The organism is Rhodoferax sp. BLA1 (genome assembly GCF_013416775.1).
Classification (GTDB): domain Bacteria; phylum Pseudomonadota; class Gammaproteobacteria; order Burkholderiales; family Burkholderiaceae_C; genus Rhodoferax.
This window is the reverse complement of the sequence record NZ_SZVI01000009.1, coordinates 386430-412141: the sequence shown is the minus strand read 5'-3', so window position 1 is coordinate 412141 and position 25712 is coordinate 386430. Positions and strand designations below refer to the sequence as shown.

Here is a 25712-nt window from a genome sequence, read left to right as displayed (position 1 = left end):
CATATGCATATCAAGTCCACCGTTCTCCTTTGCCAACTTGCTCTGGCGGCCTCGTGCCTGTCATGGGCAGGCATTGTTCATTCTGCCGATCAACTGATCTGCCGGCTAGACGGGATACCGGCCGGGGCCGCCGAAGTTGGCGCTGATCAACCCTTGTTCCGGGACTGTCCGCAGATTGTTGACGTGGATTTCACCGGGAAGGCCGATGGCAAGAAGTATTACAGCGGGGTGTGGTTCGGCAAACCCAAGGACTCAAGCTTTTACGCGCAGGCAGACGACGGCCTGATCATCAAACGGGGTGCCTTGGTGGCCATGGTCAAGACGAACTCCTACCGGGGCTTTTTTCCTTTGCTGAAAGGGGATAGGCCGTTTTACATCGAGGCACAGGTCTCCATCTCTTCTAATGACCGCGACAATTTTCCGGCCGTCTGGCTGATGCCGATCGAGCACAACCTGCGGATGGAGGATGTCTACGATCCGGATCCGAGCGGTTTTGAGCGATGGTTTGAGCTGGATATTGATGAAGGTGGCTTTGGACCTGGCGGGCACCATACGGCCATTTCGTGGTCTGGCATCTGGCCCAATCACAAAAAAATCCAGAACCCCAACCCGACGTCAAAGGTGCCGCTAGATCGTATGCAGCCCAATGTGTTCGGGGTGTCGTACGAACCCAAGACGTTGACGGTGCGGTGGTGGCTCAACGGCCAGAAGGTGCTGGAAGCAGGGCCGCCCTATGTGCCCGAGGTGGCGCGCCTGCAGAACTTCTACCTCATCGTGTCGGCGCAGAGTCACCGCAATGTTAGCGACTACCAGATGAAGTTCATGGGCGCGCGGGCGTTTGCAGGACCACCTGCCAAAAACGCAACGGGTAACTGAAATTTTGTTATGTCAGAAACCCTGTGAAGACCGCAACAAGCCAACACGCTGTAATAGCTAAAAAAGGCGACTTAAATCTAGAGACCTTGAGAGGGCTTGCTTGTTTCTTATTGGTTTTTGGCCATTTGATTGGCTACCCGTTAACTTCTGGGCTTCGGCTTGATGAGGGAAACGTTTTTCACCTATTCAACGTTACGCTTGAACACACACGCATGCCTTTATTCGCCTTTCTTGGCGGTATTGTTTTTTCCTTTAGAGGTATTGTCGCTGGCAAAAGGTCGGCATTTCTGAAAGGCAAGGTAGTTCGGCTACTTGTGCCTCTGATTTTTGTTGGGCCGTTATTCGTTTATGTCCAAAAAAATAGTGGCGTAGCAAATATCGGTGTTACAGGTGATTCCATTGATTACTATCTCAGTGTGTTGTGGATGAGTCGATTTCATTATTGGTTTTTACAAGCAATGTTTCTGGTTTTTTCTTTTCATTTGCTTCTATCATTTCTTGTCAAGAAACCACTAATCCAGTATTTGTTAGGGATGATTTTTGGTTCTATTTGTCTGATTTTACTTCCGTCTGATATAAATATATTTTCTCTTTCCGGATTCTTCTTTTTGCTGCCTTTTTTCTCTTTTGGGGCGTTGCTTGGCATTTTGCGAATTGACGACTTTAAATCCGATCGAGCCGTAAAACTTGTAGCAATTGCGATATTCCTGATTTTTGCCTACTATAAATTTGAGTCATATGGAAGTGGTGGCTGGGGCAAAGACAGTTTGTTTGGATTGATATTTGGTTTAATCTCTTGTTTTATGTTGTATTCCTTGGGAATCCAAAATAGAATACTGATATTCATTGGTAATTTTTCTTTTTCTATTTACTTGTACCATGTTTTTTTTCTTGCGGCAGTAAGGGTGGTGTTAGTCAAGCTTGGCATTACTGATGTATTAGTCAATATTTTCTTTGGAATGGTCATGGGGATATCTGGCCCAATCGCTGTACATGTCTTGCTTAGTAAATTCAATTTGACTTCGATTGCATTTTTGGGTCAAAAAAAGGCAGCCTCCTAATTTGCCCATCATTCTTTGTTGGTGCAACAGTCTGTTGAGCGTTGTTTTGAACGCGATTTAGCATTCAATTTCTTCCCGAAACGAATTAAAAAATAGGTTGGCGACTTGAAAATTCTTCTGTACGGCATCAACTTTTCCCCCGAACTCACAGGCATTGGCAAATACACCGGCGAAATGGCTGCGTGGCTTGTCAGTCATGGGCATGAGGTCCGCGTGGTGACTGCACCGCCTTATTACCCAGCGTGGGCAGTCAGTGTGGGTTACAGCGCCAGGACATGGTCAACTGAAAAAACTATGGGGGTGGATGTCTGGCGCTGTCCGCTGTGGGTGCCAGCCAAGCCCGGTGGCGCCAGTCGGCTTGTGCATCTGGCCAGTTTCGCCTTGTCAAGCGTGCCGGTCATGCTGCGCCAGATTTTTTGGCGGCCTGATGTGGTGTGGGTGGTAGAGCCCGCCTTGTTTTGCGCGCCCTGCGCTGTCGTGGTGGCGCGTTTGTCGGGGGCCAAGGCGTGGCTGCACATTCAAGACTTTGAGGTGGACGCTGCCTTCAGTATGGGCTTGCTGCGTGGTAAGCGTATCCGCGAGGTGGTTGAACGCTGTGAGAGCTGGCTGATGCGGCGGTTTGACGTGGTTTCCACCATTTCCAGCAGGATGCTGGATTTGTTGCTGGCCAAGGGTGTGCCTGCACGACATACGTTTTTGGCACCCAACTGGGTGGATATAGCTGCCATCCGCCCCAAGACCAAATACGTTGGCGACAACCCCTATCGGGTGTTATTGGGTTTGCCCACAGACTGCGTGGTGGCGCTTTACAGCGGCAACATGGGGGGCAAACAAGGTTTGGAGATCTTGGCCGAAGTTGCCCGTTTGCATGCAACTGACCTCGCTAAATCTGACAGCAGGCCCCTTGTGTTTGTGTTTTGTGGTGATGGTGCTGGTAAGTCTGCGTTGCAATTGGCGTGCACTGGTTTGATAAACGTGTTTTTTTTGCCACTGCAACCACTAGACCGACTAAACGATTTGTTGGTCATGGCGGACATTCATTTGCTGCCACAACGCGCAGATGCTGCTGATTTGGTGATGCCTAGTAAATTGACAGGTATTTTGGCTAGCGGCAAACCCGTGATAGCAACCGCGCATGCAGGTACAGAACTTTCCCGCGTGGTTGCCGGGTCTGGGCCAGACACGCAGTGCGGTTTGGTTGTGCAACCCGAGAACGCAGCAGCGATGCTGGCGGCGATTAAAGTGCTTTTGAACGATGAGGTACTTCGCAATCGTCTAGGTGTGGCCGCCCGTGCTTACGCAGAACAATATCTGCACATTGACATGGTGTTGACCAAGCTGGCGCAGCACATGCAACTTGTCCAAACTGCCAAGGACTGAAATTTGCTTGTCAACGTGTTTCTGTCTCTTCTTCTTTGCACATTCACTGTCAACTGTCGGAATTTTTTACATTTTTTCCTTTCCCGCAGGTGAGTCACTATGGCAGTTCAACTTTTGATTTCTTGGCTATTGATTTTGCTTGGTTTTTTTCTGTATTTGATATTTGGCGCGTTTTTTGCTTTAAATTGTCTATCGCAAACTTTTATGAAACTTTCTGCATGTTGAACTCTGCTATTCCCCGGTTTTTAAAAGGCGCAACTATTGCCTTATCGTTGTTGACGGGGTTGACTGTCACGGCGCATGCCGGATTGGTTGGCGTTAAAACAATTGAAATTTCCAACGCGATGAACCTTTATCTCCAGGTGGCTGAAGTGCAAGCATTCAACACATCGGCGGTGAATGTGGCACTTGCATCGAACGGTGCTACCGCCAATGCACCTGACTGGTGGAGCTCGATTTCAATGCCAGCAAAGGCAATTGATGGCAGCACGTTGGGCGACTTTGGCAGTGGAAATATCTTCCATGAAGGAAGAGACACCAGTTTCGATACGCTGACGATCACTTTTGCCAGCGTTGCTGAACTTGATTTGTTTCAAATTTGGGGTCGCACGGACTGCTGCTCTTCTCGCGATATTTACGATATTGTGTTCAAGGATTCCAGTGGGTCTGTTTTGTACGCAATTGATGACCTGAATGCCTCAGGTTCAACTCACACTGCCAGATTTGAATTGTCGAACACCCAGTCAGTGCCAGAGCCAGGCTCACTTGCCTTGATTGGTTTGGCAGTTGCAGGCTTGAGTTATTCACGTCGCAGAAAAAACAGCTGATGTCAGTTCAATTAAAAAAGGGGAGCTTCGGCTCCCTTTTTTATTGCCTGATATGACGAAAGGCGTTGTACGCGGAGCTGCGCAAGTATCTGGGGGAAGTGTTTCGAAGTCTGACGCATCAAAAGAGCTACCGTATGGAGGAGGGACACCCCATGGTCGATCACGGTAAGCGTCCAGCCAACCCATCTTGAACTGAACTCTCGCATCTCGCAAGATCGTGTGCACGTAACCCATCGTGCACACCATGCTCAAAGACCCAGACCTCGCCAAGTATCTGGCCCGACGCACCCACCGTACCTATAGCAGCCAGTTCAAAGCTGAGCTGGTAGCGGCCTGCCAAATTCCCAGTGCTTCCATCGCTGCCATAGCCGGGCAGCATGGCATGAACGCCAACGTGCTGCACCGTTGGCTCAAAGAACACCAACAAAGTGGGCGCCACCAACGCATCGTCTGCAGCTCCGCTGCTCAGTCACTGGTAACTTCACCACCCGAGCCCGCGTTCATTGCCGTCAAACTCCCCGCCACTGCAACGCCTGAACTGCCGAACACAGACCTCATCAAGGTTGAGCTGCACAAAGGCGCCGTGTCCATGATTCTCACCTGGCCCGCCAGTGCCGCTGCCGACTTGGCGCAATGGAGCCGGGCCATTCTCAAGTAATCCTTCAAATGATCCGCATCGACGCCATCTGGCTGGCAACTGCGCCCATGGACATGCGCGCTGGCACCGACACTGCCTTGGCCAGGGTTGTGTCGGTGTTTGGTGCGGCCCACCCGCACACGGCCTATTTGTTCGCGAACAAACGAGCTACTCGCATCAAAGTCTTGGTGCACGACGGCATTGGCATCTGGCTGGCCGCCAGACGGCTGCACCAGGGCCACTTCGTGTGGCCTCTGACCAGTGCGTTCAATGGCTCCAACCGTGTGACTTTGAGCCGCATCCAATTGGATGCCCTGGTGTTGGGACTACCCTGGCAACGCTTGGGCGAGGCAGGCATCATCACCATGGTCTGAATCATCGAAATAGATAGCATTTGAGTCAATACAGATAAGCACCAATGGTGCCTTTCGTTCACCAGAAATACACTGCGTGTCATGGTGTTCACCCCTGAGCAACTCCCCCACATGAGTGCAGACGAACTGCGCGACGTGGTGCAGTCCCTGCTGCAGACGGTCACCTTCAAACAAGCCACCATCGACAAACTCACGCATGAGAACGCGTATCTCAAGCGCCTGAAGTTTGCTGCCCAGAGTGAGCGCTTCAGCGCAGAGCAAAGAAGCCTGCTTGACGAAACGCTTGATGAGGACCTGCAAGCAGTGAGCGACGAGATCGAACAGATCAGTGCCACCGATGCACCGGCACCCCGGATCAAGGAACAACCCAAACGCCAGCCACTGCCAGCGAATCTTCCCCGTGTGGAGGTCCAGCACGAACCGGACTCCACTACCTGCGCTTGCGGCTGTCAGATGAAGCGCATCGGTGAGGATGTCGCCGAGAAGCTCGATTACCAGCCCGGTGTCTTCAGTGTGCAGCGTCACATCCGTGGCAAATGGGTCTGTGCCCAGTGCCAAACGCTGATCCAGGCCCCGGTGGAGGCACACATCATCGACAAAGGCATTCCCACCACGGGTCTTCTGGCCCAGGTGCTGGTGGCCAAGTTTGCAGACCATCTACCGCTGTATCGGCAAGAAGTCATCTTTGGTCGCGCGGGCGTGGCCATACCGCGCTCCACACTTGGCGCCTGGGTGGGCAGTTGCGGGGTGCAGTTGCAACCTTTGGTCGATGCACTGAAGGCCGACATCCTCAGCCAAAGTGTCATTCATGCCGATGAGACCCCAGTGCAGATGCTCAAGCCCGGTACCGGTAAAACCCACCGCGCTTACCTGTGGGCGTATGCGGCCGGGGCCTTTGAGGACACCAAGGCGGTGGTCTATGACTTCTGCGACAGCCGCGCTGGGGAGCATGCCAAACTGTTTCTGGGTGACTGGCGTGGCAGCTTGGTGTGTGATGACTTCAGTGGTTACAAGCAATTGATGACCCAGGGGGTGACCGAAGTGGGCTGTCTGGCCCATGCACGGCGCAAGTTCTTTGATTTGCATGCCAGCAACAAGAGTCAGATCGCACACAGTGCACTGGAGCAGATTGCCAGGGTCTACGAGATTGAGCGCGAAGTCAAAGAACTGCCGCCCGATGAACGAATGCGAATACGCCAGGAGAAATCAAAACCACTGCTGGATGCTTTGCATCAGTGGATGATCTTGAATCGGCAGAAGGTCCCTGATGGAGCAGCTACGGCCAAAGCGCTTGATTACAGCCTCAGACGTTGGGGGCCTCTCACGCGTTTCCTCTACGACGGGCAACTGCCGGTGGACAACAACCATATCGAGAACCAGATTCGTCCCATTGCCATCGGCAGGAACAACTGGTTGTTTGCCGGTTCACTGCGCGCGGGCAAGCGCGCTGCGGCGGTGATGAGTCTGATCCAGAGTGCCAAGCTCAATGGGCATGATCCGTTTGCCTACTTGAAAGATGTGCTGACACGACTGCCGACTCAGCGCAATAGCCAGATCGCAGATCTATTGCCCCATCGCTGTCAGCCACCAGTTCTGGCTATGCTATTTGATTCCTGGCAACTGCCTCAACTTCGGCGCTGCGGTCAAGATGGGTTGGCTGCGCGCTTACCGATCACGGACGAAACGAGCAAGTGATCTGACATCGCATGCGGCATCAAGATCAGGAAGATGAAAGACTTGATCAGCTTGAGTTGCGGAGATAAACGCCACCGATAGGTGGCATAAAGAGTTGAGGGGCGCGTTAGCGACCCCGTAATGCCGCTTTGAGTGGATCACAAATTGAGATTCTCCGGCTTTTTCGGTGATTGTTAATTGATAGCTACCAGCCCTTGATATATAAGGGCTGGAGGTCAAAAAGCTTATTCTATTTTGGGAAAGGCTGTGCACTGTACCCATTGAGTATGGGCCGGCACTTCGTGTGCGGTGAACACCAAGATGGCGGTGTTCAAAGAAAGGTGTCTGCCGTGGCACCAGACCGGCATCCTGAACCGGGGTTCAGGTGGGCGAGGTCAGTGTCGTCTTGGGTTCATCTAACGCGAGATGATCACGCCAACAACACAATGTTCCAAGCCCTGGCTCAATGAGCATTGGTTCAAGGAATATACAGCCCAGCGAACACGACAGACGACCCCATTGTAGGCGGCGATGCGTGGACAACACGCTGTGAGAGGGTTTTTTGTTGCGAGGGGCTGGACGTCAGCCTGCCATCCGTTCAAGGCCGAGCGGGTCGGCCTCAACGTGAAATCTGAACATAGATTTCGTTGGTTTTCACCATGCCCAGTTCCATGCGGGCTTTTTCCTCGACCATTTCCAGGCCTTCTTTCAGGTCTTGCACCTCAGCCTCCAGCTGGCTGTTGGCCTGCAGTGACTGTTCATTTTTCAGAAGCTGGTCGGCCAGATCGGCGCGCAATTGCGCCACCTTGGGCAAACTGCCCCGGCCCAACCACAGCTGCGCGTGCAACAGCAGCAGCAGCGTGATCAGCAGGGTCGGGACGAGGCGTCTGCCCACAACTGGCGTTTAGCGCAGGTTGTAGAACGCAGCGCGGCCAGGGTAGGAAGCGACTTCACCCAAGTCTTCTTCGATGCGCAGCAGTTGGTTGTACTTGGCCATGCGGTCAGAGCGGCTCAGGGAACCGGTCTTGATCTGCAAGGCGTTCATACCCACGGCGATGTCGGCAATGGTTGAGTCTTCGGTTTCGCCAGAGCGGTGGCTGATCACGGCGGTGTAACCGGCGCGTTTGGCCATTTCGATGGCGGCGAAGGTTTCGGTCAAGGTACCGATCTGGTTGATCTTGATCAGGATCGAGTTGGCAATGCCTTTGTCGATGCCTTCTTTGAAGATCTTGGTGTTGGTCACGAACAAATCGTCACCCACGATCTGCACGTTTTTGCCCAGGCGGTCGGTCAAGACTTTCCAGCCGTCCCAGTCGCCTTCGGCCATGCCGTCTTCGATGCTGATGATCGGGTACTTGTCGACCCAGGTGGCCAACATGTCGGTCCACTCTTCGGCGCTCAAGACCAGGCCTTCACCTTCGAGGTGGTATTTGCCATCTTTGTAGAACTCGCTGGCAGCGCAGTCCAGGCCCAGGGCGATGTGTTCACCAGCGACAAAACCGGCTTTGTCAATCGCCTGCAAAATCAGCTGGATCGCGGCTTCATGGCCACCTTCAACCTTGGGCGCAAAACCACCTTCGTCACCCACGGCGGTGCTGATGCCCTTGTCGTGCAGGATGGACTTGAGGGCGTGGAACACTTCTGCGCCGTAACGCAGGGCTTCACGGAAGCTGGGGGCACCCACGGGGATGATCATGAACTCTTGCAAGTCCAGGTTGTTGTTGGCGTGTTCGCCACCGTTGATCACGTTCATCATCGGCACGGGCATTTGCATGCCACCCATGCCGCCGAAGTAGCGGTACAGCGGCAGGCCAGACTCTTCAGCAGCAGCACGGGCCACAGCCATCGAGACGGCCAACATCGCGTTGGCGCCCAGGCGGGATTTGTTTTCGGTGCCGTCCAGGTCAATCAGGGTCTTGTCCAGGAAAGCTTGTTCCGACGCGTCCAGGCCGAGAACGGCTTCCGAGATTTCGGTGTTGATGTGCTCAACGGCTTTCAACACGCCTTTGCCGAGGTAACGGGTCTTGTCACCATCACGCAGTTCGATCGCTTCGCGGCTTCCGGTAGAAGCGCCGCTTGGGACTGCGGCGCGACCCATGGTGCCGCTTTCCAGCAACACGTCGCACTCGACCGTGGGGTTGCCACGGGAGTCCAGAATTTCACGACCTACGATATCTACAATTGCACTCATTGGCTTCTTTCAGTAGTTAAACACAAGGGAAAAATAGTTATTTGTGGGGTGTGATTGCATCACGCCGAGAAGTCATTTTCAAGAAAACCATGCTTTTTGGTAACCCGGTCCAGGTCCAGCAGGGTTTCCAGCAAGGCTTTCATGTGTTTGAGCGGCACCGCATTGGGGCCGTCGCTCAAAGCCTGCGCCGGGTTCGGGTGGGTCTCCATGAACAGGCCCGCCACACCCACGGCCACCGCCGCACGTGCCAGCACCGGCACCATCTCGCGCTGGCCGCCACTGCTGGTGCCTTGGCCGCCGGGCAGTTGCACCGAGTGGGTGGCATCAAACACCACAGGCGCCTGGGTGTCACGCATGATGGCCAGCGAACGCATGTCGCTCACCAGGTTGTTGTAGCCAAAACTGGCACCCCGTTCACAGACCATGAAGTTGTCCTCCACCAGGCCTGCTTCACGCGCCGCTGCGCGGGCTTTGTCGATGACGTTTTTCATGTCGCCGGGGGCCAGGAACTGGCCCTTTTTGATGTTCACTGGTTTGCCACTCTGGGCCACAGCGCGGATGAAATCGGTCTGGCGGCACAAAAAGGCCGGTGTCTGCAACACATCCACCACCGAACACACCTGGGCGATCTGGTCTTCAGAATGGATGTCGGTGAGCACCGGCAAACCCAGTTCACGTTTGACCTTGGCCAGAATCTCCAGGCCTTTGTCGATGCCCGGGCCACGGAAGGTGTTACCGCTGGAACGGTTGGCCTTGTCAAAACTGCTTTTGAAAATGAACGGGATGCCCAGGCTGGTCGTGATCTCTTTCAGCGTGCCCGCCGTGTCCATCTGCAATTGTTCTGACTCGATCACACAGGGCCCGGCAATCAGGAAAAACGGCCGATCCAGGCCAATCTCAAAACCACAGAGTTTCATCAGGCCAGCGCTTTCTCAGGGGTGGAGGTGACTTGCTGGTCCAGGGCTGCGCGCACAAACGCGTTGAACAGCGGATGACCAGCCCAGGGGGTGGATTTGAACTCGGGGTGGAACTGCACCCCCATGAACCACGGGTGCACCGCTTGCGGCAATTCGACAATCTCAGTCAGGTGTTCACGCTGGGTCAACGCCGAGATCACCAGACCGGCCTGGCGCAGCTTGTCGAGGTAATTCACATTCGCTTCAAACCGGTGACGGTGCCGTTCGGTGACCACGTTGCCATAAATCTTGTGCGCCAGCGTGCCCTTGACCACGTCCGAGCTTTGAGCGCCCAGGCGCATGGTGCCGCCCAGGTCCGAGTCTTCGGTGCGTGTCTTGATGCTGCCGTCCGCGTCTTTCCATTCGGTGATCAGGGCGATCACCGGATGGGGGCAATCGGGCACAAATTCGGTGCTGTTGGCGTCGGTCAGCCCTGCCACATGGCGTGCAAATTCGATGGTGGCCACTTGCATCCCCAAGCAGATGCCCAGGTAAGGAATCTTGGTTTCGCGGGCAAAACGCGCCGCGCAGATCTTGCCTTCGACACCTCGCACACCAAAACCACCAGGCACCAAAATCGCGTCAAACTTTGCCAACTGCGCCACGTTGTCAGGCGAGAGGGTTTCCGAGTCGATGTAACTGATGTTGACGTGCACATGGTTTTTCATGCCCGCGTGGCGCAGCGCCTCGTTGAGTGACTTGTAACTGTCGCTCAGCTCCACATATTTACCCACCATCGCAATCGAGACATTGCCCTTGGGGTGCTCGGTTTCATTCACCAGGTCATCCCAGCGTTTGAGGTTGGCAGGTGGTGTGTTCAGGCGCAACTTGTCACAAATCAGACCATCCAGGCCTTGTTCATGCAGCACCCGCGGCACTTTGTAAATGGTGTCGACGTCGGGCATGGAGATCACCCCCCATTGCGCCACGTTGGTGAACAGCGAGATCTTTTCGCGCTCGTCATCGGGGATGCAGCGGTCAGCGCGGCACAACAGGGCGTCGGGCTGGATACCAATCTCGCGCAGCTTTTGCACCGTGTGTTGTGTTGGCTTGGTTTTGAGTTCACCCGCTGCAGCGATCCATGGCACATAGGTCAGATGCACAAAAGCGGCCTGGTTCGGACCTAAGCGCAGGCTGAGCTGGCGCACTGCTTCCAGGAACGGCAGCGACTCGATGTCACCCACGGTGCCGCCGATTTCCACAATCGCCACATCCACCGCGTCGGGCGTGCCAAAGTCGGCACCGCGTTTGATGAAGTCCTGGATTTCGTTGGTCACATGCGGGATCACCTGAACGGTTTTGCCCAGGTAGTCACCACGGCGCTCTTTTTCGAGCACGCTTTTGTAGATCTGGCCGGTGGTGAAGTTGTTGGCCTTCTTCATGCGCGTTTCAATAAAACGCTCGTAGTGGCCCAGATCAAGGTCGGTTTCCGCACCGTCATTGGTCACAAACACTTCACCATGCTGAAATGGCGACATCGTGCCGGGGTCGACATTCAGATAGGGATCCAATTTGATCAGAGTGACTTTGAGGCCACGTGATTCAAGGATCGCGGCGAGTGAGGCTGAGGCGATTCCCTTGCCCAGGGAAGACACCACGCCGCCGGTGACGAAGACAAATTTGGTCATGTCGAGGGGAGCTGCACGCTCATGGAGCTGGTAAAAAAGGATTATAGAAGGCCGCCTTGTTTCGGCCATGTAACCGAGTACGGCTCTGTTACATTGCGGCGCATGAATGATCTTGCTGGAAAACACATTGTTCTGGGACTCACTGGGGGAATTGCCTGCTACAAGTCGGCCGAGCTGTGCCGACTGCTGATCAAAGCAGGTGCGACGGTGCAGGTGGTGATGACGGCCGCTGCCGAGCAGTTCATCACCCCAGTGACGATGCAGGCGCTGAGCCAGCGCCCCGTGGCCACCTCGCAGTGGGACGCGCGCGAAGCCAACAACATGGCACACATCAACTTGAGTCGCGAAGCCGATGCCTGCCTGATTGCCCCCTGCAGTGCCGATTTCATCGCCAAGTTGGCGCACGGTCAGGCCGATGAGTTGCTGAGCCTGATGTGCTTGGCGCGACCCGCTGACAAAGTACCTCTTTTGTTAGCGCCGGCCATGAACCGCGAAATGTGGGCTCATCCGGCCACCCGGCGCAATCTGGCGCAGGTGGTGGCCGATGGCGCGGTGGTGCTGGGGGTGGGCAGTGGCGAGCAGGCCTGTGGTGAAACGGGTGACGGGCGCATGCTGGAACCCCAGGACCTGCTGGACGAATTGATTGCATTTTTTCAGCCCAAGTTACTCACAGGTCAGCATGTGCTGGTGACCGCCGGGCCGACCTACGAGGCGCTGGACCCGGTGCGTGGCATCACCAATCTGTCGAGTGGCAAGATGGGGTTTGCCATTGCCCGTGCCGCGCGCGAGGCGGGTGCCGAGGTCACGCTGGTGGCCGGTCCGGTCAGCCTGCCGACGCCGCGTGGCATCACCCGGGTAGATGTGCGTTCAGCATCCAATATGCTTGCAGCCTTGATGGATAAAGCGCCAGTAGCTGATATTTTTGTAGCAACTGCGGCGGTGGCCGACTGGCGCCCGGCGCAAGAGGCTGAGCACAAAATCAAGAAAGACGGCTCGGGCCAAGCGCCCACGCTGAGCTTTGTGGAGAACCCCGACATCCTGGCAACGCTGGCCCAATCACCACGCGGCCAAAGCGGCGAGTTGTTTTGCGTCGGTTTTGCGGCGGAAAGCCATGACTTGCTGACCAATGCCCAGGCCAAACGCCTGCGCAAAGGTGTGCCACTGCTGGTGGGCAACATCGGTCCGGCCACCTTTGGTCAGGATGACAACACCTTGCTGCTGGTGGATGAGCAGGGTGTGCGCGAGTTGTCGCGTGACACCAAGCTGACACTGGCTCGTAAATTAATAGCGGAAATCGCACATAAAACAAGGGCTACAGGCTAAAAATGCTAGATATTGACATCAAGATCATCGACCCGCGGCTGGTCGACCAGCTGCCCACCTATGCCACACCGGGCAGTGCCGGGCTGGATTTACGCGCTTGTCTGGACGCGCCATTGACCTTAGAGCCCAATGCCTGGCAACTGGTGCCCACGGGCATGGCGATTTACCTCAAGGATCCTGGCTACGCGGCATTGATCCTGCCGCGCTCGGGCCTGGGCCACAAACATGGCATTGTGCTGGGCAACCTTGTGGGACTGATTGACAGCGACTACCAGGGGCAGCTGATGGTCAGCGCCTGGAACCGCAGCAGTAACGCGTTCACCATCGAGCCGATGGAGCGTATTGCCCAGCTGGTGGTGGTGCCGGTGATGCAGGCGCGTTTTAACCTGGTGAACGAGTTTCCCGCCAGCGAGCGTGGCGAGGGCGGTTACGGCTCAACCGGCAAGGCCTGAGTTCAACAGGCGCTTGCGGGCGCTGTGTGATCTCAGTGCAAGCTGTTGCTGCCGGGTGCCTGCAGCATCGGTGTGATCTTGAAAAAACCGGTGCCAGCGGTGCCGCTGCCAATTTCTTCCTCGGTGGCTTCACGCACAGCACGCACGGTCAGGCTCAGGCGCAAGGCAATACCTGCCAGCGGGTGGTTGCCGTCCAGCACCACATGTTCCGGATAGATCTCGGTCACGGTGTAGAGCGCGTCATGTGGTGCATCGGGGTTGCAGCCAGCGGGTAGGGCGCTGCCGTCAAAACTCATGCCTTCTTCGAGTTCATCGGGGAACAGGGCGCGGCTTTCCAGGAACACCAGTTGTTCGTTGTACTCGCCAAAACCTTGTTCGGGTTCGATCTGCAGTTTGACGGTGTCGCCTGCGCTGCAGCCTTGCAACGCGTCTTCAATGATCTGAAACAGGTCATCCCCGCCGATCAGGAATTCAACCGGGTCCTGGAGCACGTCCAGTTCTTCACCCAGGGTGTCGCTGAGGGTCCAGCTTAAAGCGGCTACGCATTGTTCAGTAATTTTCATACCTAGAATTGTCGCATTAGAGGAGCATTCCATGGACATCACCCAAGCCCTGCCTTTGCTGGGCGGCATCAGCCCGCAGCAGTTCATGAAACGCTACTGGCAAAAAAAGCCCCTGTTGGTGCGTCACGCCTTGCGTCAGTTCAAGCCGCTGTTGAATCGATCCGAGCTGATGGCCGTGGCCGCAGATGAGGATGTGGCCTCACGTCTGGTGGTGCAACAGCCGGGTAAGAGTCCCGGCTGGCAACTCAAACACGGGCCGTTTCAGCGCAAAGCCCTGCCACCGTTCAAACAAGCTGGCTGGACCATTCTGTTGCAGGGTGTGGACCTGCATGACGAGTCTGTGCACCAACTGATGAACCAGTTCCGTTTTGTGCCCGATGCCCGGCTCGATGACGTGATGATCAGTTATGCCACGGACGGTGGGGGTGTGGGGCCGCACATCGATAGTTACGACGTGTTTTTATTGCAGGCCCAGGGCCGCAGGTTGTGGCGTATCGGGCGCCAGAAAAAACCGGTGCTGCAAGACGGTGTGCCGCTCAAGATTTTGACCAACTTTGAGCCGGAACAGGAGTTTGTGGTTGAGCCCGGAGACATGTTGTACCTGCCGCCAGGTTATGCCCATGATGGCATCGCCCAGGGTGAGTGCATGACCTACTCGATTGGTTTTCGCATCCCCAAAAAAGCCGAGCTGGCGCGTGAACTGCTGCAGCGTGTGGCGGAGCAGGCCGAGGATGAAGTTGGTGAGGTGTTGTATCGCGATGCCAGCCAGCCAGCGGTGGCACAAGCGGCCGAGATACCGGCCGCTATGTTGGCGTTTGCCCACCAAGCGGTCGAGGACGCGCTCAAGGACCCACTGGCGCTGGCACGCGGACTGGGTGAATACATGACCGAACCCAAACCCCATGTCTGGTTTGAAGCCTTGCCGGAGGACGATGGGGTCCAGCTGGCCGACTGCGCGGTGCAGCTGGATCGTCGCACCCGGATGATGTTCGATCAGCATCACATTTTTATCAACGGCGAAAGTTTTTTGGCCACTGGTCGCGATGCCGCGTTGATGCGTTTGCTGGCCAATCAGAAAAGCCTGAGCGCCAAAGAGCTGCAAAAACTCAGCAAACAGGCCCAGGAGTTGCTGGCTGCTTGGGCGGCGGCGGGCTGGTTGCACTTGGTTTGAAGCTGAAGCATAAGATTTGTGGTATGTCAATGGTAGAAACCATTGGTAAGGTGACTATAATCAAGCCCCAAGCAACTTTCGCAACAGCGATGTATGCTTGTTGGGATGCAGGAAACTGCATCAAGGATTTCCGGAAATTGTCTTTTTTTTAGGTAATTACAAATGAACAAAACTCTCGTACTCGCCGCTGTGATCGCTGCTGCTGCTTTGGCCGCCTGTGGCAAAAAGGAAGAAGCTCCTGCACCCGCTGTTGAAGCACCTGCTGCTGCCGCTCCCGCTGCTGAAGCACCTGCTGCTCCCGCTTCTGATGCAGCCGCTGCTGCCCCCGCTGATGCTGCAGCCGCCGCTGCTGCTGAAGCCGCCGCTGCAGCTGCTTCCAAGTAATTGGACCCAGTCAAAAAAAGCCACCTTCGGGTGGCTTTTTTTTGCTTAGTCACTGGGGTCGCGGTGTTGGGTGCCGGTTTGCAGCTGCCTGAAAGTCGGGTTGTCGACAAAACCACCAGTGATAATCGCGCTGTCGTTCCATCAATAACAAAGGTAATTTCATGTTGACAGCTCTGGTCATTGTTTTTGTGCTGGCGTACGCAGCCATTGCACTTGAGCACCCTATCAAAATCAATAAGTCAGCTTCGGCCCTGATTGGCGCTGGTTTGTTGTGGACCATCTATGCGGTGTCGAGTGCGGACGCCCATCTGGTGGGTGAAAACCTGTCCGAATCGCTGATGAGCACCGCACAAATTGTGTTCTTTTTGATGGGTGCCATGACCATTGTCGAAGTGATTGACGCCCACAACGGGTTTGAGGTGATCACCTCGCGCATCAAAACCACCAAGCTTGCCACCCTGATGTGGATGGTGGGTTTTGTGTCCTTTTTTCTGAGCTCGATTCTGGACAACCTGACCACCACCATCGTGATGGTGTCGCTGATGAAAAAGCTGCTCGACAAGCGGGAAGACCGCCTGTTTTTTGCCGGCATCATTGTGATTGCCGCCAACTCGGGCGGCGCCTGGACGCCGATTGGCGACGTGACCACCACCATGTTGTGGATTGGTGGCCAGATCACCGCACTGAACATCATGAAGGGGCTGTTTGTGCCGTCCCTGATCAACCTGTTGGTGCCACTGGCGGTGACCGCTTTTATTTTGAAAGGCAAACCCGTGGTGTCGCCTGAGCGCCAGGCCGAGTCCAATGCTGTGGCCTCCACCAACGCTGAGCGCAACATCATGTTTTGTTTGGGTTTGGGGATTCTGGTGGCGGTGCCCGTGTTCAAAACGGTGACCCATTTGCCACCTTTTATGGGCATTCTGTTTGGCCTGGGTATTTTGTGGCTGGTGGGCGACCTGTTGCACCGCGACAAGTGTGACGAGGACAAGGACCACTTCACGTTGGTCCATGCCTTGTCCAAGATCGACATGGGCTCGATTGTGTTTTTCATCGGCATTCTGCTGGCCGTGGCCTCTCTGGAACACACCCACATTCTGACCTCGCTGGCGCAGTGGCTCGATCAGGCGGTGGGTCGCCAGGATGTGATCGTGATGATCATTGGTTTGGTCAGCGCGGTGGTGGACAACGTGCCGCTGGTGGCTGCGTCGATGGGCATGTATGACTTGGCCCAGTTCCCGCCGGACAGTTTCCTGTGGGAGTTCATGGCCTATTGTGCGGGCACCGGTGGTTCCATCCTGATCATTGGCTCAGCAGCTGGTGTGGCCGCGATGGGGCTGGAGAAAATTGATTTCTTCTGGTACATGAAAAAAATCAGCGGGCTGGCGCTGCTGGGGTATTTTGGCGGTGCCTTGTTCTACATCGTTGAAATGCGCCTGTTTGGACACTGAGTCGGTCATGAAACCTGCTGTTCTGGTCGCGCGCGCCGTTTTCCCCGAGGTTCTGGACAAGCTGGCGCAGCATTTTGAGCTCACCACCAACCAGGAGGACGTGTTGTGGACACCCTCCGAGTTGATGCAGCAGCTCCAGGGCAAACAGGGCGCTTTCACCACCGGCAGCGAGCGCATCGACGCGGCGGTGCTGGCAGCATGCCCTGACCTCAAGATCTGCGCCAACATGGCGGTGGGCTACAACAATTTTGATGTGGATGCGATGACCGCAGCCGGGGTCTTGGCCACCAATACCCCCGACGTGTTGACCGAGACCACCGCCGATTTTGGTTTTGCACTGCTGCTGGCCACGGCCAGGCGCATCACCGAGTCCGAGCACTTTTTGCGTGCGGGTTTGTGGAACCGCTGGCGCTACGACATGTTCACCGGGGCCGAGGTGTTTGGCAGCACCCTGGGCATTCTGGGCATGGGTCGCATTGGGCAAGGCATTGCCAAACGCGGCGCTTTGGGTTTTGGCATGAAGGTGATCTACCACAACCGTTCGCGGCTGGACGAAGCCACCGAATCCGCGTGCCAAGCGCGCTGGGTCAGCAAGGAGGAATTGCTGCGAACCTGTGACCATCTGATGCTGGTGCTGCCTTACAGCGCCGCGTCGCACCACAGCATTGGTGCACCGGAGCTGGCGCTGATGAAACCCACAGCCACGTTGGTCAACATCGCACGGGGCGGCATTGTGGATGACGCGGCCCTGGCTGAAGCTTTGCGTGCCGGCCAGATTGCCGCCGCCGGGCTCGATGTGTTTGAGGGTGAACCCACGGTGCACCCGGACCTGTTGGCTTGTTCCAATGTGGTGTTGACCCCGCATATCGCCAGTGCCACCCGGCCCACGCGGCTGGCGATGGCGCAACTCGCGGCAGACAACCTGATCGGGTTTTTGCTGAACGGCAAGCCGCTGACACCCTTGAACCCGCAGGTGCTGGCCGCCTGAGTGGGTGTTTTGTTGTGCCCCGGCGCTGGTTTTATGCCACGCTTCGGGGCGACTTGGCGGGCATGCTGGCGCTTGTCAAATGTTATGAATGTGATAGCTGTCTGCCCTTTTAATACAAGGGCTGGAAGCCAATTTCTTATATAAAAATGTCAAAACCGATTGCCAGGGGTATTCGGTTTTGAACCACAATCGGTACCCAGGAGAGCTTTGAACGTGACTGATTTTGCAATGTGGGGCGCGCTGGCGCTGGGTGGGGTGAATGCGTTGTTGTTGCTGGTGCTGTTGCAGCGCCTTGGCCGGGCCACCCAGCCCGACGCAACCGAGCTGGCCAAACAACAGCAGGAGCAGCAAGCCCAGCTGGCCCGCCATCAGGCGCTGCTGGCGCATATCACCCAAAACACCGACAAACTGGCGCGTGACCTGCAGCGCGACATCAGCGACTCCTCTCGCAGCGCGCGCCAGGAACTGGCGCAGAACCTGGCCACCTTCCAGCAGACGCTGGTGCAGCAGGGCGCCGAAGCCACCCGCACGCAAAACACCCAGATCGACGCGTTTGGCCAGCAGCTGGCCCTGTTGCAAAAAACTCTGTCTGACACGCTGTCGACCCAGCTCTCGGGTTTGAGTGAATCCAATGTGCGGCGCATGAGCGAGATCCGCGAAACGCTTGAAAAACAGCTGGCGCAGCTCCAAACCAACAACGCCGCCAAACTCGACGAAATGCGTGCCACCGTCGATGAAAAATTGCAGACCACCTTGCAAGCCCGCCTGGGTGAAAGTTTCAAACAGGTTGCGGACCGGTTGGAACAGGTGCACAAAGGCCTGGGTGAAATGCAGACGCTGGCGCAGGGTGTGGGTGACCTCAAGCACCTGCTGACCAACGTCAAAACCCGCGGTATTTTTGGTGAGGCGCAACTTGCCAGTCTGTTGGAGCAGGTGTTTGTACCGGACCAGTACGCGGCCCAGGTGGCGACGCGTCCGGGCAGCAAAAATGTGGTCGACTTCGCCATCAAACTGCCTGGGCGCTCCGATTCAGGCGAGCCGCTGTGGCTGCCGATTGACGCTAAGTTCCCCAACGAAGATTACGAACGCCTGCTTGACGCCCAGGGCCTTGCCGATGTGGTGGCCGCTGAGCTGGCCGCGCGCGCGCTCGAGCAACGCATCCGCCTGGAAGCCAAGTCGATTGCCGACAAGTACTTGGAGCCGCCGTACACCACCGACTTTGCGATTTTGTTCCTGCCCACCGAAGGCCTGTACGCCGAGGTGCTGCGTCGTCCCGGCCTGATGGAGGCATTGCAACGCGACTGCCGTGTGACGCTGGCCGGGCCGACCACGTTGTTGGCGATGCTGAGTTCCCTGCAAATGGGTTTCAGAACCCTGGCGCTCGAAAAACGCTCGAGCGAAGTCTGGCAGGTGCTCGGTGCGGTCAAAACCGAGTTCGGCAAGTTTGGCGATGTGCTGGCCAAGGTCAAGGCCCAGACCGAAACCGTGCTTAAAACGCTGGATAGCGCCCAAACCCGCAGCCGTGCGATGGGGCGTGCTCTTAAAACCGTAGAGGCCTTGCCCGAGACCCAGGCCCAGTCGCTGATCACTCTGGACCGCGACTTTGACAGCAGCGAAGGGACACCCGGCGCGTGAGTTCTGCCCCTTTGAGTGAGTCCACCGCGCCACAACCAGTGTTGACCCAAGTGGGTCTGGCGCGGCTGATTGGTGGCCATATCTGTCTGCACGCCTGTATGGCCGGTATGCGGCTCGCGTCACCCCTGCTAGCCCTGCGTGAGGGTTACAGTGCCCTGGCGGTGGGCACGCTGCTGGCCTTGTTTGCGCTGACGCAGGTTTTCCTGGCCATGCCCGCCGGGCGCTACACCGACCGCCATGGCTTCAAACGGCCGATGAGGCTGGCGGTGGGCATGGCCAGTGCGGGTGCGGCGTTGGCGTTCGTGTTCCCGGTGTTTCCGGTCTTGTGCCTGAGTGCCTTGATGACCGGTGGCGCCACCGGGGTGGCATCTATCTGTGTGCAGCGCCATGTCGGGCGCTCGGCGCAAGACACGACGCAGCTCAAGTCGATGTTCAGCTGGTTGTCGATTGGTCCGGCGCTGGCAAACTTTGTCGGTCCGCTGGTGGCCGGTATCCTGATTGACCAGGGCGGTTTCAGGCTGAGTTTTGCCTGTCTCGCGTGTTTTCCGCTGATGACCTGGCTGTGGGTGCGTCACACCCTGGAGTTGCCGCCGGTGGTGGCCCAGCCGGGTGGCAAAAAAGGCCGCGCCTGGGACCTGATGCGTGAGCCCATGATGCGCCGCCTGATGCTGGTGAACTGGTTGCTGTCGTCCTGCTGGGATGTGCACACCTTTGTGGTGCCGGTGCTCGGGCATGAGCGCGGTGTCAGCGCCTCGGCCATTGGCGCGATTTTGGGTGGGTTTGCGCTGGCGGCCACGGCCGTGCGGGTGGTGTTGCCGTTTCTGGTGGCCCATCTGCGGGAGTGGGTGGTGGTGACCGGCGCCATGCTGAGCACCGCGCTGTTGTTTGCCATCTACCCGCTGACACACTCGGCCTGGGCCATGGCCGTGTGTTCGGCGCTGCTGGGGGTGTCCCTGGGTTCGGTACAGCCGATGATCATGAGCACCTTGCACCAGATCACCCCGGAGTCACGCCACGGTGAGGCGCTGGGCTTCCGGCTGATGGCGATCAATGCCTCCAGTGTGTTCATGCCGATGTTGTTTGGCACCGCCGGTGCCACCTTGGGCGTGTCGCTGGTGTTCTGGACAGTGGGCACGGCGGTGGGGCTGGGTGCCCGTTCGGCGTGGTTTTTGCGCCCGCCACCCAAGGCCTGACCCTCATCCCAGGCCCCTGCCCGGGGAAGAGGGCGCTTCGCGCGGTTTTACAGCGCGTAGAAATGCCGGATCACGTCCCAGGCGGCTTCCGGGGTGTCGACATAGTGGAACAGCTTCAGGTCCTCGGGGGAGATCACCCCTTCTTCCACCATCACATCGATGTTGAGCAGGCGCTTCCAGTAGTCGCTGCCAAACAGCACGATGGGCACCGGCTGGGCTTTGCGCGTTTGCACCAGGGTGATCACCTCAAACAGCTCGTCGAGTGTGCCAAACCCGCCGGGGAAGGCCACCAGTGCCTTGGCGCGCATCATGAAATGCATCTTGCGGATCGCAAAATAGTGGAACTTGAAGCTCAGCGCCGGGGTGACATAGGGGTTGGCCGACTGCTCATGCGGCAGCGCGATGTTCAGGCCCACGGTGGGTGCACCCAGTTCGTGGGCACCCCGGTTGGCGGCTTCCATGATGCCCGGGCCACCGCCGGTGCAGATGTAGAGTTTGGCGCTGTGCGCCTGGTCGTTGCTGTAGTTGGCAACCAGCCGGGCAAACAGGCGCGCCTGGTCGTAATGTTGGGCGTTACGCAGGTGGCGCTGGGCCAGCTGGATCGCCGCCGGGTCGGCGCTAGCCAGGGCGGCTTGCATGGCGGCGTTGGCGGTCTCGGGGGACGGAAAACGCGCGCTGCCAAACACCACAATGGTGTTGTCAATGCCTTGTTCACTCTGGTCGAGGTCGGGTTTGAGCATCTCCAACTGGATGCGGATGCCGCGTGATTCCCGGCGCAGCAGGAATTCGGGGTCGGCAAAAGCCAGCCGGTAGGCGTTGGGGTGCAGGACGGTCTCGTCGGCCGGGTGGTTGAGCAGGTCGGCCAGGGCATCGGCCAGCTTGTGTTCGGTGACGTGTTGGGTCAGGGGTTGGGTGTGTTCCATGGTCCGAATTGTCAGTTAAAAAAAAGGGCCTCACGGAGTGAAGCCCTGCTTGTTTTTGGCAGTGAAGCCAGCCACGGGTGTTTAGACGCGCTTGCGGTATTCGCCAGTGCGGGTGTCGATTTCGACCTTGTCGCCTTGGGCCACAAAAATCGGCACACCGACGTCGAAACCTGTTGCAATCTTGGCCGGTTTCAGAACCTTGCCAGAGGTGTCACCCTTGACAGCGGGTTCGGTCCAGGTGATTTCACGCACCACGGTGGTGGGCAGTTCAACCGAGATGGCCTTGCCGTCGTAGAACACTACTTCGACTTCCATGCCGTCTTCGAGGTAGTTGAGCGCGTCGCCCATGTTCTCTGCTTCAACTTCGTACTGGTTGTACTCGGCATCCATACACACGTACATCGGGTCGGCAAAGTAGGAGTAGGTGCAATCTTTTTTGTCCAGAATGACTTGGTCCATCTTGTCGTCGGCCCGGAACACGACTTCGGTGCCGAAGTTGGCGATCAGGCTCTTGAGCTTCATGCGCACGGTGGCGGCACCGCGGCCACCGCGGGCGTATTCGGTTTTCAGGACGACCATCGGGTCTTTGCCTTGCATGATGACGTTGCCGGCGCGAATTTCTTGAGCGATTTTCATAAAGTCAGAGAGTGAAGTTAGGCCGCCCATCTGGCGGCGAGGGCGGCTGGAGCACTCGATGAAAAATCGACCACATGCCGCAAAGCCCGCTATTTTAGTGGGTTTTTGTCATGAAATCGAGCAACTGGCTTGCCAGATCGTTTTGCTGCAGCAGCGTTTGCTTGGCGCGCTGGCAGGCAGCTTGCCAAGTTCGCTCGTCTTCGGTCGTGAACAATGGCGCGTTGACGTCGTCGGTGCCCCTACCCGGCAAACCGTTCCAGCGCTGATGTGCGCGGCGCAATGCGGGCGGGGCCTGCAGCCAGTCCAGGAAGACGTGGAGCTTGTGGTGGTGGGCGTCATCGTCTTGCGGGTAGATCTGCCAGATCAAGGGTTTGCCGGCCCACAAAGCGCGCACCAGCGAGTCTTCGCCGCGCACAAAGTTGATGTCACAGGCCCACAGCAGGTGGTCATAGTCGGCCTGCGATAGCAATGGAAGATATGAAATTGAGAGCTTCTGACCCTTGTTAATAAAGGGCTGGAGGCTAATTTCATGCTCAACCAAGCGGCGCACCGCGGCGCTGGCCCGCCCTGCGGTCACCAACAGCTGTGTGGGTCTGTCGTCCGCAGCCAATGTGTGCAGCAAGGCGGGCAGGCCTGCAGGTTCGTAACAAAACAGCGAGACCAGACGCTGGCCTTGCCAGGCTATGCCTTGTGTTGTCAACCAGGCGCTGCGCTCGAAACTGGCCTGGCGCTGCAGCAGATCGGCTTCGCGCAACAGGCCGCCGGTGTCGGGTGTGAAGCCAGGGTAGAAAAAATGCTTGGCCAGCCCCTGGCCTGGCCCATACATCACGGGTGAGGGCAGGGTGTGGCAGCGCGCCACGTAGGCCTCGGCGCTCAGGTATTCGAGGTTGATCCACTGGCTTGTCTGGCCTGTAGCCCTGATCTTGTGGGCGTATGCAGCTATGAATTCAGGATCGACTTCGCAGCCAAAGGCTTCCACCAGCACATCGCCGGGCGTCTGGCTGTGGTGGGCAAAAGGGGTGCTCCACGCCAGTACCGTCACCCCGGGTGCGCCATCTGGCGCCATCCAGGCCAGGGCCGACGCATCGTCGACCCAGAGCCGCACGGTCTGACCGCGTTGCGCCAGATCCACACACAGGCGCCAGCAGACACCGATGTCACCAAAGTTGTCGATCACGCGGCAAAAAATGTCCCAATGCAATTTGGGCTGAGCAGGTGGCAAATTCATGATCGGGATTGTCCACAATAGCGCCCTATGTCCGATTTGCCTGAAAACCCCGTGCCACCCGTTGACCCCGTCAAGCTGCCTGCCGAACTGCCGCTCGTTGTGACCCTCAGCTCCGATGGTGCCGAGCCTGAGGCTCCTGCCGGTGTCCACCCCGAGCAACTGCTCAATGATGTGGCGAGCCTGCCCGCGCTGCCGGGGGTTTACCGCTACTTTGATGCGCAGGGCCAGGTGCTCTATGTCGGCAAGGCGATCAACCTCAAAAAACGGGTGTCGAGTTATTTTCAGAAGAACCACGGCGGCACCCGCATTGGCCACATGGTGGGCAAGATTGTGCGGCTGGAGACCACCGTAGTGCGCTCCGAGGCCGAGGCGCTGCTGCTTGAAAACAACCTGATCAAGACGCTCAACCCCAAGTACAACATCCTGTTTCGGGACGACAAGAGTTACCCCTACCTCAAGATCAGCGCCCCGGCACCGCTGCCCAAAGACAGCAGCCTTCTTGCAAAAAAAGGAGCGCCTGGCCCTTTATCTGTAAGGGCTACAGGCCAAAAAGACACACCATCGTCGGTGACCCGCATCAATGGTGACTGGTTCCCCCGCGTCTCCTATTACCGAGGTGCGGTCGAGAAAAAACACCACTACTTTGGCCCCTACCCCAGTGCCTGGGCGGTCAAGGAAGCGATTTTGCTGATGCAAAAGGTGTTCAAACTGCGCACCTGTGAGGAGTCGGTGTTTGCCAACCGCACCCGGCCCTGTTTGCTGTACCAGATCAAACGTTGCTCCGGCCCGTGCGTGGGTCACATTTCACCAACTGATTACGCCCAGGATGTGGCGGACGCAGAACGTTTCTTGAATGGCGATGCACAAGAGGTGATGAGCAGCCTGCAGGCACGCATGATGGCGCACGCCGACAAGCTTGAATTCGAGCAGGCAGCCGAGTTGCGCAACCAGACCGCCGCGCTTTCGAGTGTGTTGCACCAGCAGAGTGTGGACAACGTCAGCGACCGCGATGTCGACATCCTCGCGGTCAAGGTGCAGGGCGGGCGCGCCTGTGTCAACCTGGCCATGGTGCGCGGCGGGCGCCATCTGGGGGATCGGCCCTACTTTCCGGTGCAGGTGCAGGACGGCGCCGCGCTGGAGCTGGAAGAAGACGGCGCTGAGGTCCGTTCAGTCGAATCACAGATCCTGGACGCCTTCATCGCCCAGCATTACCTGAATGTGCCGGTGCCGCCCTCGCTGGTGGTCAGCAGCCCAGTGGACAAGGCGCTGCTCAAAGCCTTGACCGCACAAACCGGCATCAAGGTCACGGCGGTGCATGCGCCGCGTGAACAGCGCCGGGTCTGGTTGGAGATGGCGCAAACCAATGCCAACCTGCAACTGGCCCGTCTGCTGTCGGAAGAAGGCTCTCAGCAAGCGCGCACCCGTGCGTTGTATGAGGCGCTGGATCTGGGGCTGGACGACCTGGACGAACTGCGCATCGAGTGTTTTGACATTTCACACACTGCCGGGGAATCCACCCAGGCCTCGTGTGTGGTGTTTCACCACCACAAGATGCAAAACGCCGAGTACCGGCGCTACAAAATCACCGACATCACGCCCGGTGACGATTACGCCGCGATGCGCCAGGTGCTGCTGCGCCGCTACGGCAAACTCGCCGAGGTGTTGCAGGAAGCCAAACGCAGCGGTGAAACCCCGCCGGGCACCGGCCGTTTGCCGGACCTGGTGTTGGTGGACGGTGGAAAAGGCCAGGTCAGCATGGCGCGCGAGGTGTTTGTGCAGCTGGGTCTGGATCTGTCTCTGATCGTTGGTGTCGAAAAAGGTGAGGGCCGGCGCATTGGTCTGGAAGAGCTGGTGTTTGCCGATGGGCGCGAGAAGGTCTACTTGGGCAAGGATTCAGCCGCGCTGATGCTGGTGGCGCAGATCCGCGACGAGGCGCACCGTTTTGCCATCACCGGCATGCGTGCCGCACGTGCCAAGGTGCGAATGGACGGTGGCAAGCTCGAAGACATCCCGGGCATTGGCCCGAAACGGCGTGCCCGTTTGTTGCAGCGTTTTGGCGGTGTGCGCGGGGTGGCGATGGCCTCGGTGGACGACATGGCCAGTGTCGAAGGCATCTCACATGAACTGGCGGAAGAAATCTATCGGGCGTTGCACTGAACGCTGG

The 25712-nt window shown here is 57.4% G+C and carries 24 protein-coding genes and 1 pseudogene; 16 read left to right on the top strand and 9 right to left on the bottom strand.

Annotated elements, in window-relative coordinates:
• Nucleotides 1-3: 3 nt before the first annotated feature.
• The gene (locus tag FDG13_RS10390; RefSeq protein WP_180127365.1) at nt 4-876 is read left to right on the top strand and encodes a hypothetical protein; all 873 of its coding nucleotides are present in this window, start codon (nt 4-6) and stop codon (nt 874-876) included.
• Between the two features lie 23 nt (nt 877-899).
• The gene (locus FDG13_RS10385; protein ID WP_180127363.1) at nt 900-1937 is read left to right on the top strand and encodes an acyltransferase; all 1038 of its coding nucleotides are present in this window, start codon (nt 900-902) and stop codon (nt 1935-1937) included.
• A 57-nt stretch (nt 1938-1994) separates the two neighbouring features.
• Here the strand turns inward: FDG13_RS10385 and FDG13_RS21375 are convergent, their stop codons facing one another.
• Nucleotides 1995-2141 carry a hypothetical protein gene (locus tag FDG13_RS21375; RefSeq protein ID WP_370528207.1) on the bottom strand — a complete coding sequence of 49 codons (147 nt, stop codon included), beginning with the start codon at nt 2139-2141 and terminating at the stop codon, nt 1995-1997.
• Between FDG13_RS21375 and FDG13_RS10380 the strand changes: the two genes are divergently transcribed.
• The 5 genes and pseudogenes from FDG13_RS10380 to FDG13_RS10360 form a co-directional block, all read left to right on the top strand.
• Nucleotides 2091-3317 (top strand): glycosyltransferase WbuB, encoded by a 1227-nt coding sequence (locus FDG13_RS10380; RefSeq protein ID WP_370528206.1) that lies wholly within the window; start codon nt 2091-2093, stop codon nt 3315-3317. The two genes, FDG13_RS21375 and FDG13_RS10380, sit on opposite strands and share 51 nt — an antisense overlap.
• A gap of 89 nt (nt 3318-3406) precedes the next feature.
• Complete coding sequence (locus FDG13_RS21370; protein WP_180127359.1) at nt 3407-4144, top strand: PEP-CTERM sorting domain-containing protein; 738 nt, start codon at nt 3407-3409, stop codon at nt 4142-4144.
• 244 nt (nt 4145-4388) lie between these two features.
• On the top strand, nt 4389-4802 hold the full coding sequence (locus tag FDG13_RS10370) for a transposase (RefSeq protein ID WP_180127357.1): 414 nt from the start codon (nt 4389-4391) through the stop codon (nt 4800-4802).
• An 8-nt stretch (nt 4803-4810) separates the two neighbouring features.
• Nucleotides 4811-5155 carry an IS66 family insertion sequence element accessory protein TnpB gene (tnpB, locus tag FDG13_RS10365; protein WP_180127355.1) on the top strand — a complete coding sequence of 115 codons (345 nt, stop codon included), beginning with the start codon at nt 4811-4813 and terminating at the stop codon, nt 5153-5155.
• Nucleotides 5156-5236: 81 nt separating this feature from the next.
• Nucleotides 5237-6742 (top strand): annotated as a pseudogene (locus FDG13_RS10360) (IS66 family transposase); the annotation flags it as partial.
• Between the two features lie 706 nt (nt 6743-7448).
• Here FDG13_RS10360 and FDG13_RS10355 read toward each other — a convergent pair.
• From FDG13_RS10355 to FDG13_RS10340, 4 genes are read right to left on the bottom strand one after another with little or no spacing between them, the layout of a single operon-like run.
• Nucleotides 7449-7724, bottom strand: coding sequence for a septum formation initiator family protein (locus tag FDG13_RS10355; protein ID WP_180127354.1), 276 nt, complete (start codon nt 7722-7724; stop codon nt 7449-7451).
• A gap of 9 nt (nt 7725-7733) precedes the next feature.
• On the bottom strand, nt 7734-9020 hold the full coding sequence (gene eno / locus FDG13_RS10350) for a phosphopyruvate hydratase (protein ID WP_180127352.1): 1287 nt from the start codon (nt 9018-9020) through the stop codon (nt 7734-7736).
• A gap of 59 nt (nt 9021-9079) precedes the next feature.
• A complete protein-coding gene (gene kdsA, locus FDG13_RS10345; RefSeq protein WP_180127350.1) occupies nt 9080-9937 on the bottom strand; it encodes a 3-deoxy-8-phosphooctulonate synthase in 858 nt (285 codons plus the stop codon).
• Nucleotides 9937-11604, bottom strand: a complete 1668-nt coding sequence (locus FDG13_RS10340) for a CTP synthase (protein WP_078363371.1) — start codon at nt 11602-11604, stop codon at nt 9937-9939. The genes kdsA and FDG13_RS10340 overlap by 1 nt, the downstream gene beginning before the upstream one ends.
• A 102-nt stretch (nt 11605-11706) precedes the next feature.
• Between FDG13_RS10340 and coaBC the strand changes: the two genes are divergently transcribed.
• Nucleotides 11707-12927 carry a bifunctional phosphopantothenoylcysteine decarboxylase/phosphopantothenate--cysteine ligase CoaBC gene (coaBC, locus tag FDG13_RS10335; RefSeq protein WP_180127348.1) on the top strand — a complete coding sequence of 407 codons (1221 nt, stop codon included), beginning with the start codon at nt 11707-11709 and terminating at the stop codon, nt 12925-12927.
• Nucleotides 12928-12929: 2 nt separating this feature from the next.
• The gene (dut, locus tag FDG13_RS10330; RefSeq protein WP_180127346.1) at nt 12930-13379 is read left to right on the top strand and encodes a dUTP diphosphatase; all 450 of its coding nucleotides are present in this window, start codon (nt 12930-12932) and stop codon (nt 13377-13379) included.
• Nucleotides 13380-13411: 32 nt separating this feature from the next.
• Here the strand turns inward: dut and FDG13_RS10325 are convergent, their stop codons facing one another.
• Nucleotides 13412-13942 carry a peptidylprolyl isomerase gene (locus tag FDG13_RS10325; RefSeq protein WP_180127344.1) on the bottom strand — a complete coding sequence of 177 codons (531 nt, stop codon included), beginning with the start codon at nt 13940-13942 and terminating at the stop codon, nt 13412-13414.
• A 31-nt stretch (nt 13943-13973) separates the two neighbouring features.
• Here FDG13_RS10325 and FDG13_RS10320 point away from each other — a divergent pair, with 31 nt between their 5' ends.
• The 6 genes from FDG13_RS10320 to FDG13_RS10295 all read left to right on the top strand — a co-directional run bounded on the left by FDG13_RS10320 (nt 13974) and on the right by FDG13_RS10295 (nt 20761).
• Nucleotides 13974-15113 (top strand): cupin domain-containing protein, encoded by a 1140-nt coding sequence (locus tag FDG13_RS10320; protein ID WP_180127342.1) that lies wholly within the window; start codon nt 13974-13976, stop codon nt 15111-15113.
• Between the two features lie 162 nt (nt 15114-15275).
• Nucleotides 15276-15497, top strand: a complete 222-nt coding sequence (locus tag FDG13_RS10315; protein ID WP_180127340.1) for a hypothetical protein — start codon at nt 15276-15278, stop codon at nt 15495-15497.
• A gap of 161 nt (nt 15498-15658) precedes the next feature.
• Nucleotides 15659-16945, top strand: a complete 1287-nt coding sequence (gene nhaD, locus FDG13_RS10310; RefSeq protein WP_180127338.1) for a sodium:proton antiporter NhaD — start codon at nt 15659-15661, stop codon at nt 16943-16945.
• A gap of 7 nt (nt 16946-16952) precedes the next feature.
• Entirely contained in the window at nt 16953-17933 is a 981-nt protein-coding gene (locus tag FDG13_RS10305; protein WP_180127336.1) for a D-glycerate dehydrogenase, read from the top strand.
• Between the two features lie 228 nt (nt 17934-18161).
• Nucleotides 18162-19568 (top strand): DNA recombination protein RmuC, encoded by a 1407-nt coding sequence (rmuC, locus tag FDG13_RS10300; RefSeq protein WP_180127551.1) that lies wholly within the window; start codon nt 18162-18164, stop codon nt 19566-19568.
• A gap of 98 nt (nt 19569-19666) precedes the next feature.
• The gene (locus tag FDG13_RS10295) at nt 19667-20761 is read left to right on the top strand and encodes an MFS transporter (RefSeq protein ID WP_370528205.1); all 1095 of its coding nucleotides are present in this window, start codon (nt 19667-19669) and stop codon (nt 20759-20761) included.
• A 47-nt stretch (nt 20762-20808) separates the two neighbouring features.
• On the opposite strand, the gene FDG13_RS10290 is transcribed toward FDG13_RS10295, so the two are convergent.
• The 3 genes from FDG13_RS10290 to earP all read right to left on the bottom strand — a co-directional run bounded on the left by FDG13_RS10290 (nt 20809) and on the right by earP (nt 23548).
• Nucleotides 20809-21684 (bottom strand): TIGR00730 family Rossman fold protein, encoded by an 876-nt coding sequence (locus FDG13_RS10290; protein WP_180127334.1) that lies wholly within the window; start codon nt 21682-21684, stop codon nt 20809-20811.
• Nucleotides 21685-21765: 81 nt separating this feature from the next.
• The gene (gene efp, locus FDG13_RS10285) at nt 21766-22320 is read right to left on the bottom strand and encodes an elongation factor P (RefSeq protein WP_180127332.1); all 555 of its coding nucleotides are present in this window, start codon (nt 22318-22320) and stop codon (nt 21766-21768) included.
• Nucleotides 22321-22414: 94 nt separating this feature from the next.
• Nucleotides 22415-23548, bottom strand: coding sequence for an elongation factor P maturation arginine rhamnosyltransferase EarP (gene earP, locus FDG13_RS10280; protein ID WP_180127330.1), 1134 nt, complete (start codon nt 23546-23548; stop codon nt 22415-22417).
• A 27-nt stretch (nt 23549-23575) separates the two neighbouring features.
• On the opposite strand from earP, the gene uvrC reads away from it, so the two are divergent.
• Nucleotides 23576-25705 (top strand): excinuclease ABC subunit UvrC, encoded by a 2130-nt coding sequence (uvrC, locus tag FDG13_RS10275; RefSeq protein ID WP_180127328.1) that lies wholly within the window; start codon nt 23576-23578, stop codon nt 25703-25705.
• Nucleotides 25706-25712 lie beyond the last annotated feature (7 nt).

Coding starts and splice junctions, on each gene's coding strand:
- FDG13_RS10390 (WP_180127365.1), top strand. CDS start 4: ATGCATATCAAGTCCACCGTTCTCCTTTGCCAACTTGCTCTGGCGGCC.
- FDG13_RS21375 (WP_370528207.1), bottom strand. CDS start 2,141: ATGCCCATGACTGACAAGCCACGCAGCCATTTCGCCGGTGTATTTGCC.
- FDG13_RS10370 (WP_180127357.1), top strand. CDS start 4,389: ATGCTCAAAGACCCAGACCTCGCCAAGTATCTGGCCCGACGCACCCAC.
- tnpB (WP_180127355.1), top strand. CDS start 4,811: ATGATCCGCATCGACGCCATCTGGCTGGCAACTGCGCCCATGGACATG.
- eno (WP_180127352.1), bottom strand. CDS start 9,020: ATGAGTGCAATTGTAGATATCGTAGGTCGTGAAATTCTGGACTCCCGT.
- kdsA (WP_180127350.1), bottom strand. CDS start 9,937: ATGAAACTCTGTGGTTTTGAGATTGGCCTGGATCGGCCGTTTTTCCTG.
- FDG13_RS10340 (WP_078363371.1), bottom strand. CDS start 11,604: ATGACCAAATTTGTCTTCGTCACCGGCGGCGTGGTGTCTTCCCTGGGC.
- coaBC (WP_180127348.1), top strand. CDS start 11,707: ATGAATGATCTTGCTGGAAAACACATTGTTCTGGGACTCACTGGGGGA.
- dut (WP_180127346.1), top strand. CDS start 12,930: ATGCTAGATATTGACATCAAGATCATCGACCCGCGGCTGGTCGACCAG.
- FDG13_RS10325 (WP_180127344.1), bottom strand. CDS start 13,942: ATGAAAATTACTGAACAATGCGTAGCCGCTTTAAGCTGGACCCTCAGC.
- FDG13_RS10320 (WP_180127342.1), top strand. CDS start 13,974: ATGGACATCACCCAAGCCCTGCCTTTGCTGGGCGGCATCAGCCCGCAG.
- FDG13_RS10315 (WP_180127340.1), top strand. CDS start 15,276: ATGAACAAAACTCTCGTACTCGCCGCTGTGATCGCTGCTGCTGCTTTG.
- nhaD (WP_180127338.1), top strand. CDS start 15,659: ATGTTGACAGCTCTGGTCATTGTTTTTGTGCTGGCGTACGCAGCCATT.
- FDG13_RS10305 (WP_180127336.1), top strand. CDS start 16,953: ATGAAACCTGCTGTTCTGGTCGCGCGCGCCGTTTTCCCCGAGGTTCTG.
- rmuC (WP_180127551.1), top strand. CDS start 18,162: ATGTGGGGCGCGCTGGCGCTGGGTGGGGTGAATGCGTTGTTGTTGCTG.
- FDG13_RS10295 (WP_370528205.1), top strand. CDS start 19,667: ATGGCCGGTATGCGGCTCGCGTCACCCCTGCTAGCCCTGCGTGAGGGT.
- FDG13_RS10290 (WP_180127334.1), bottom strand. CDS start 21,684: ATGGAACACACCCAACCCCTGACCCAACACGTCACCGAACACAAGCTG.
- efp (WP_180127332.1), bottom strand. CDS start 22,320: ATGAAAATCGCTCAAGAAATTCGCGCCGGCAACGTCATCATGCAAGGC.
- earP (WP_180127330.1), bottom strand. CDS start 23,548: ATGAATTTGCCACCTGCTCAGCCCAAATTGCATTGGGACATTTTTTGC.
- uvrC (WP_180127328.1), top strand. CDS start 23,576: ATGTCCGATTTGCCTGAAAACCCCGTGCCACCCGTTGACCCCGTCAAG.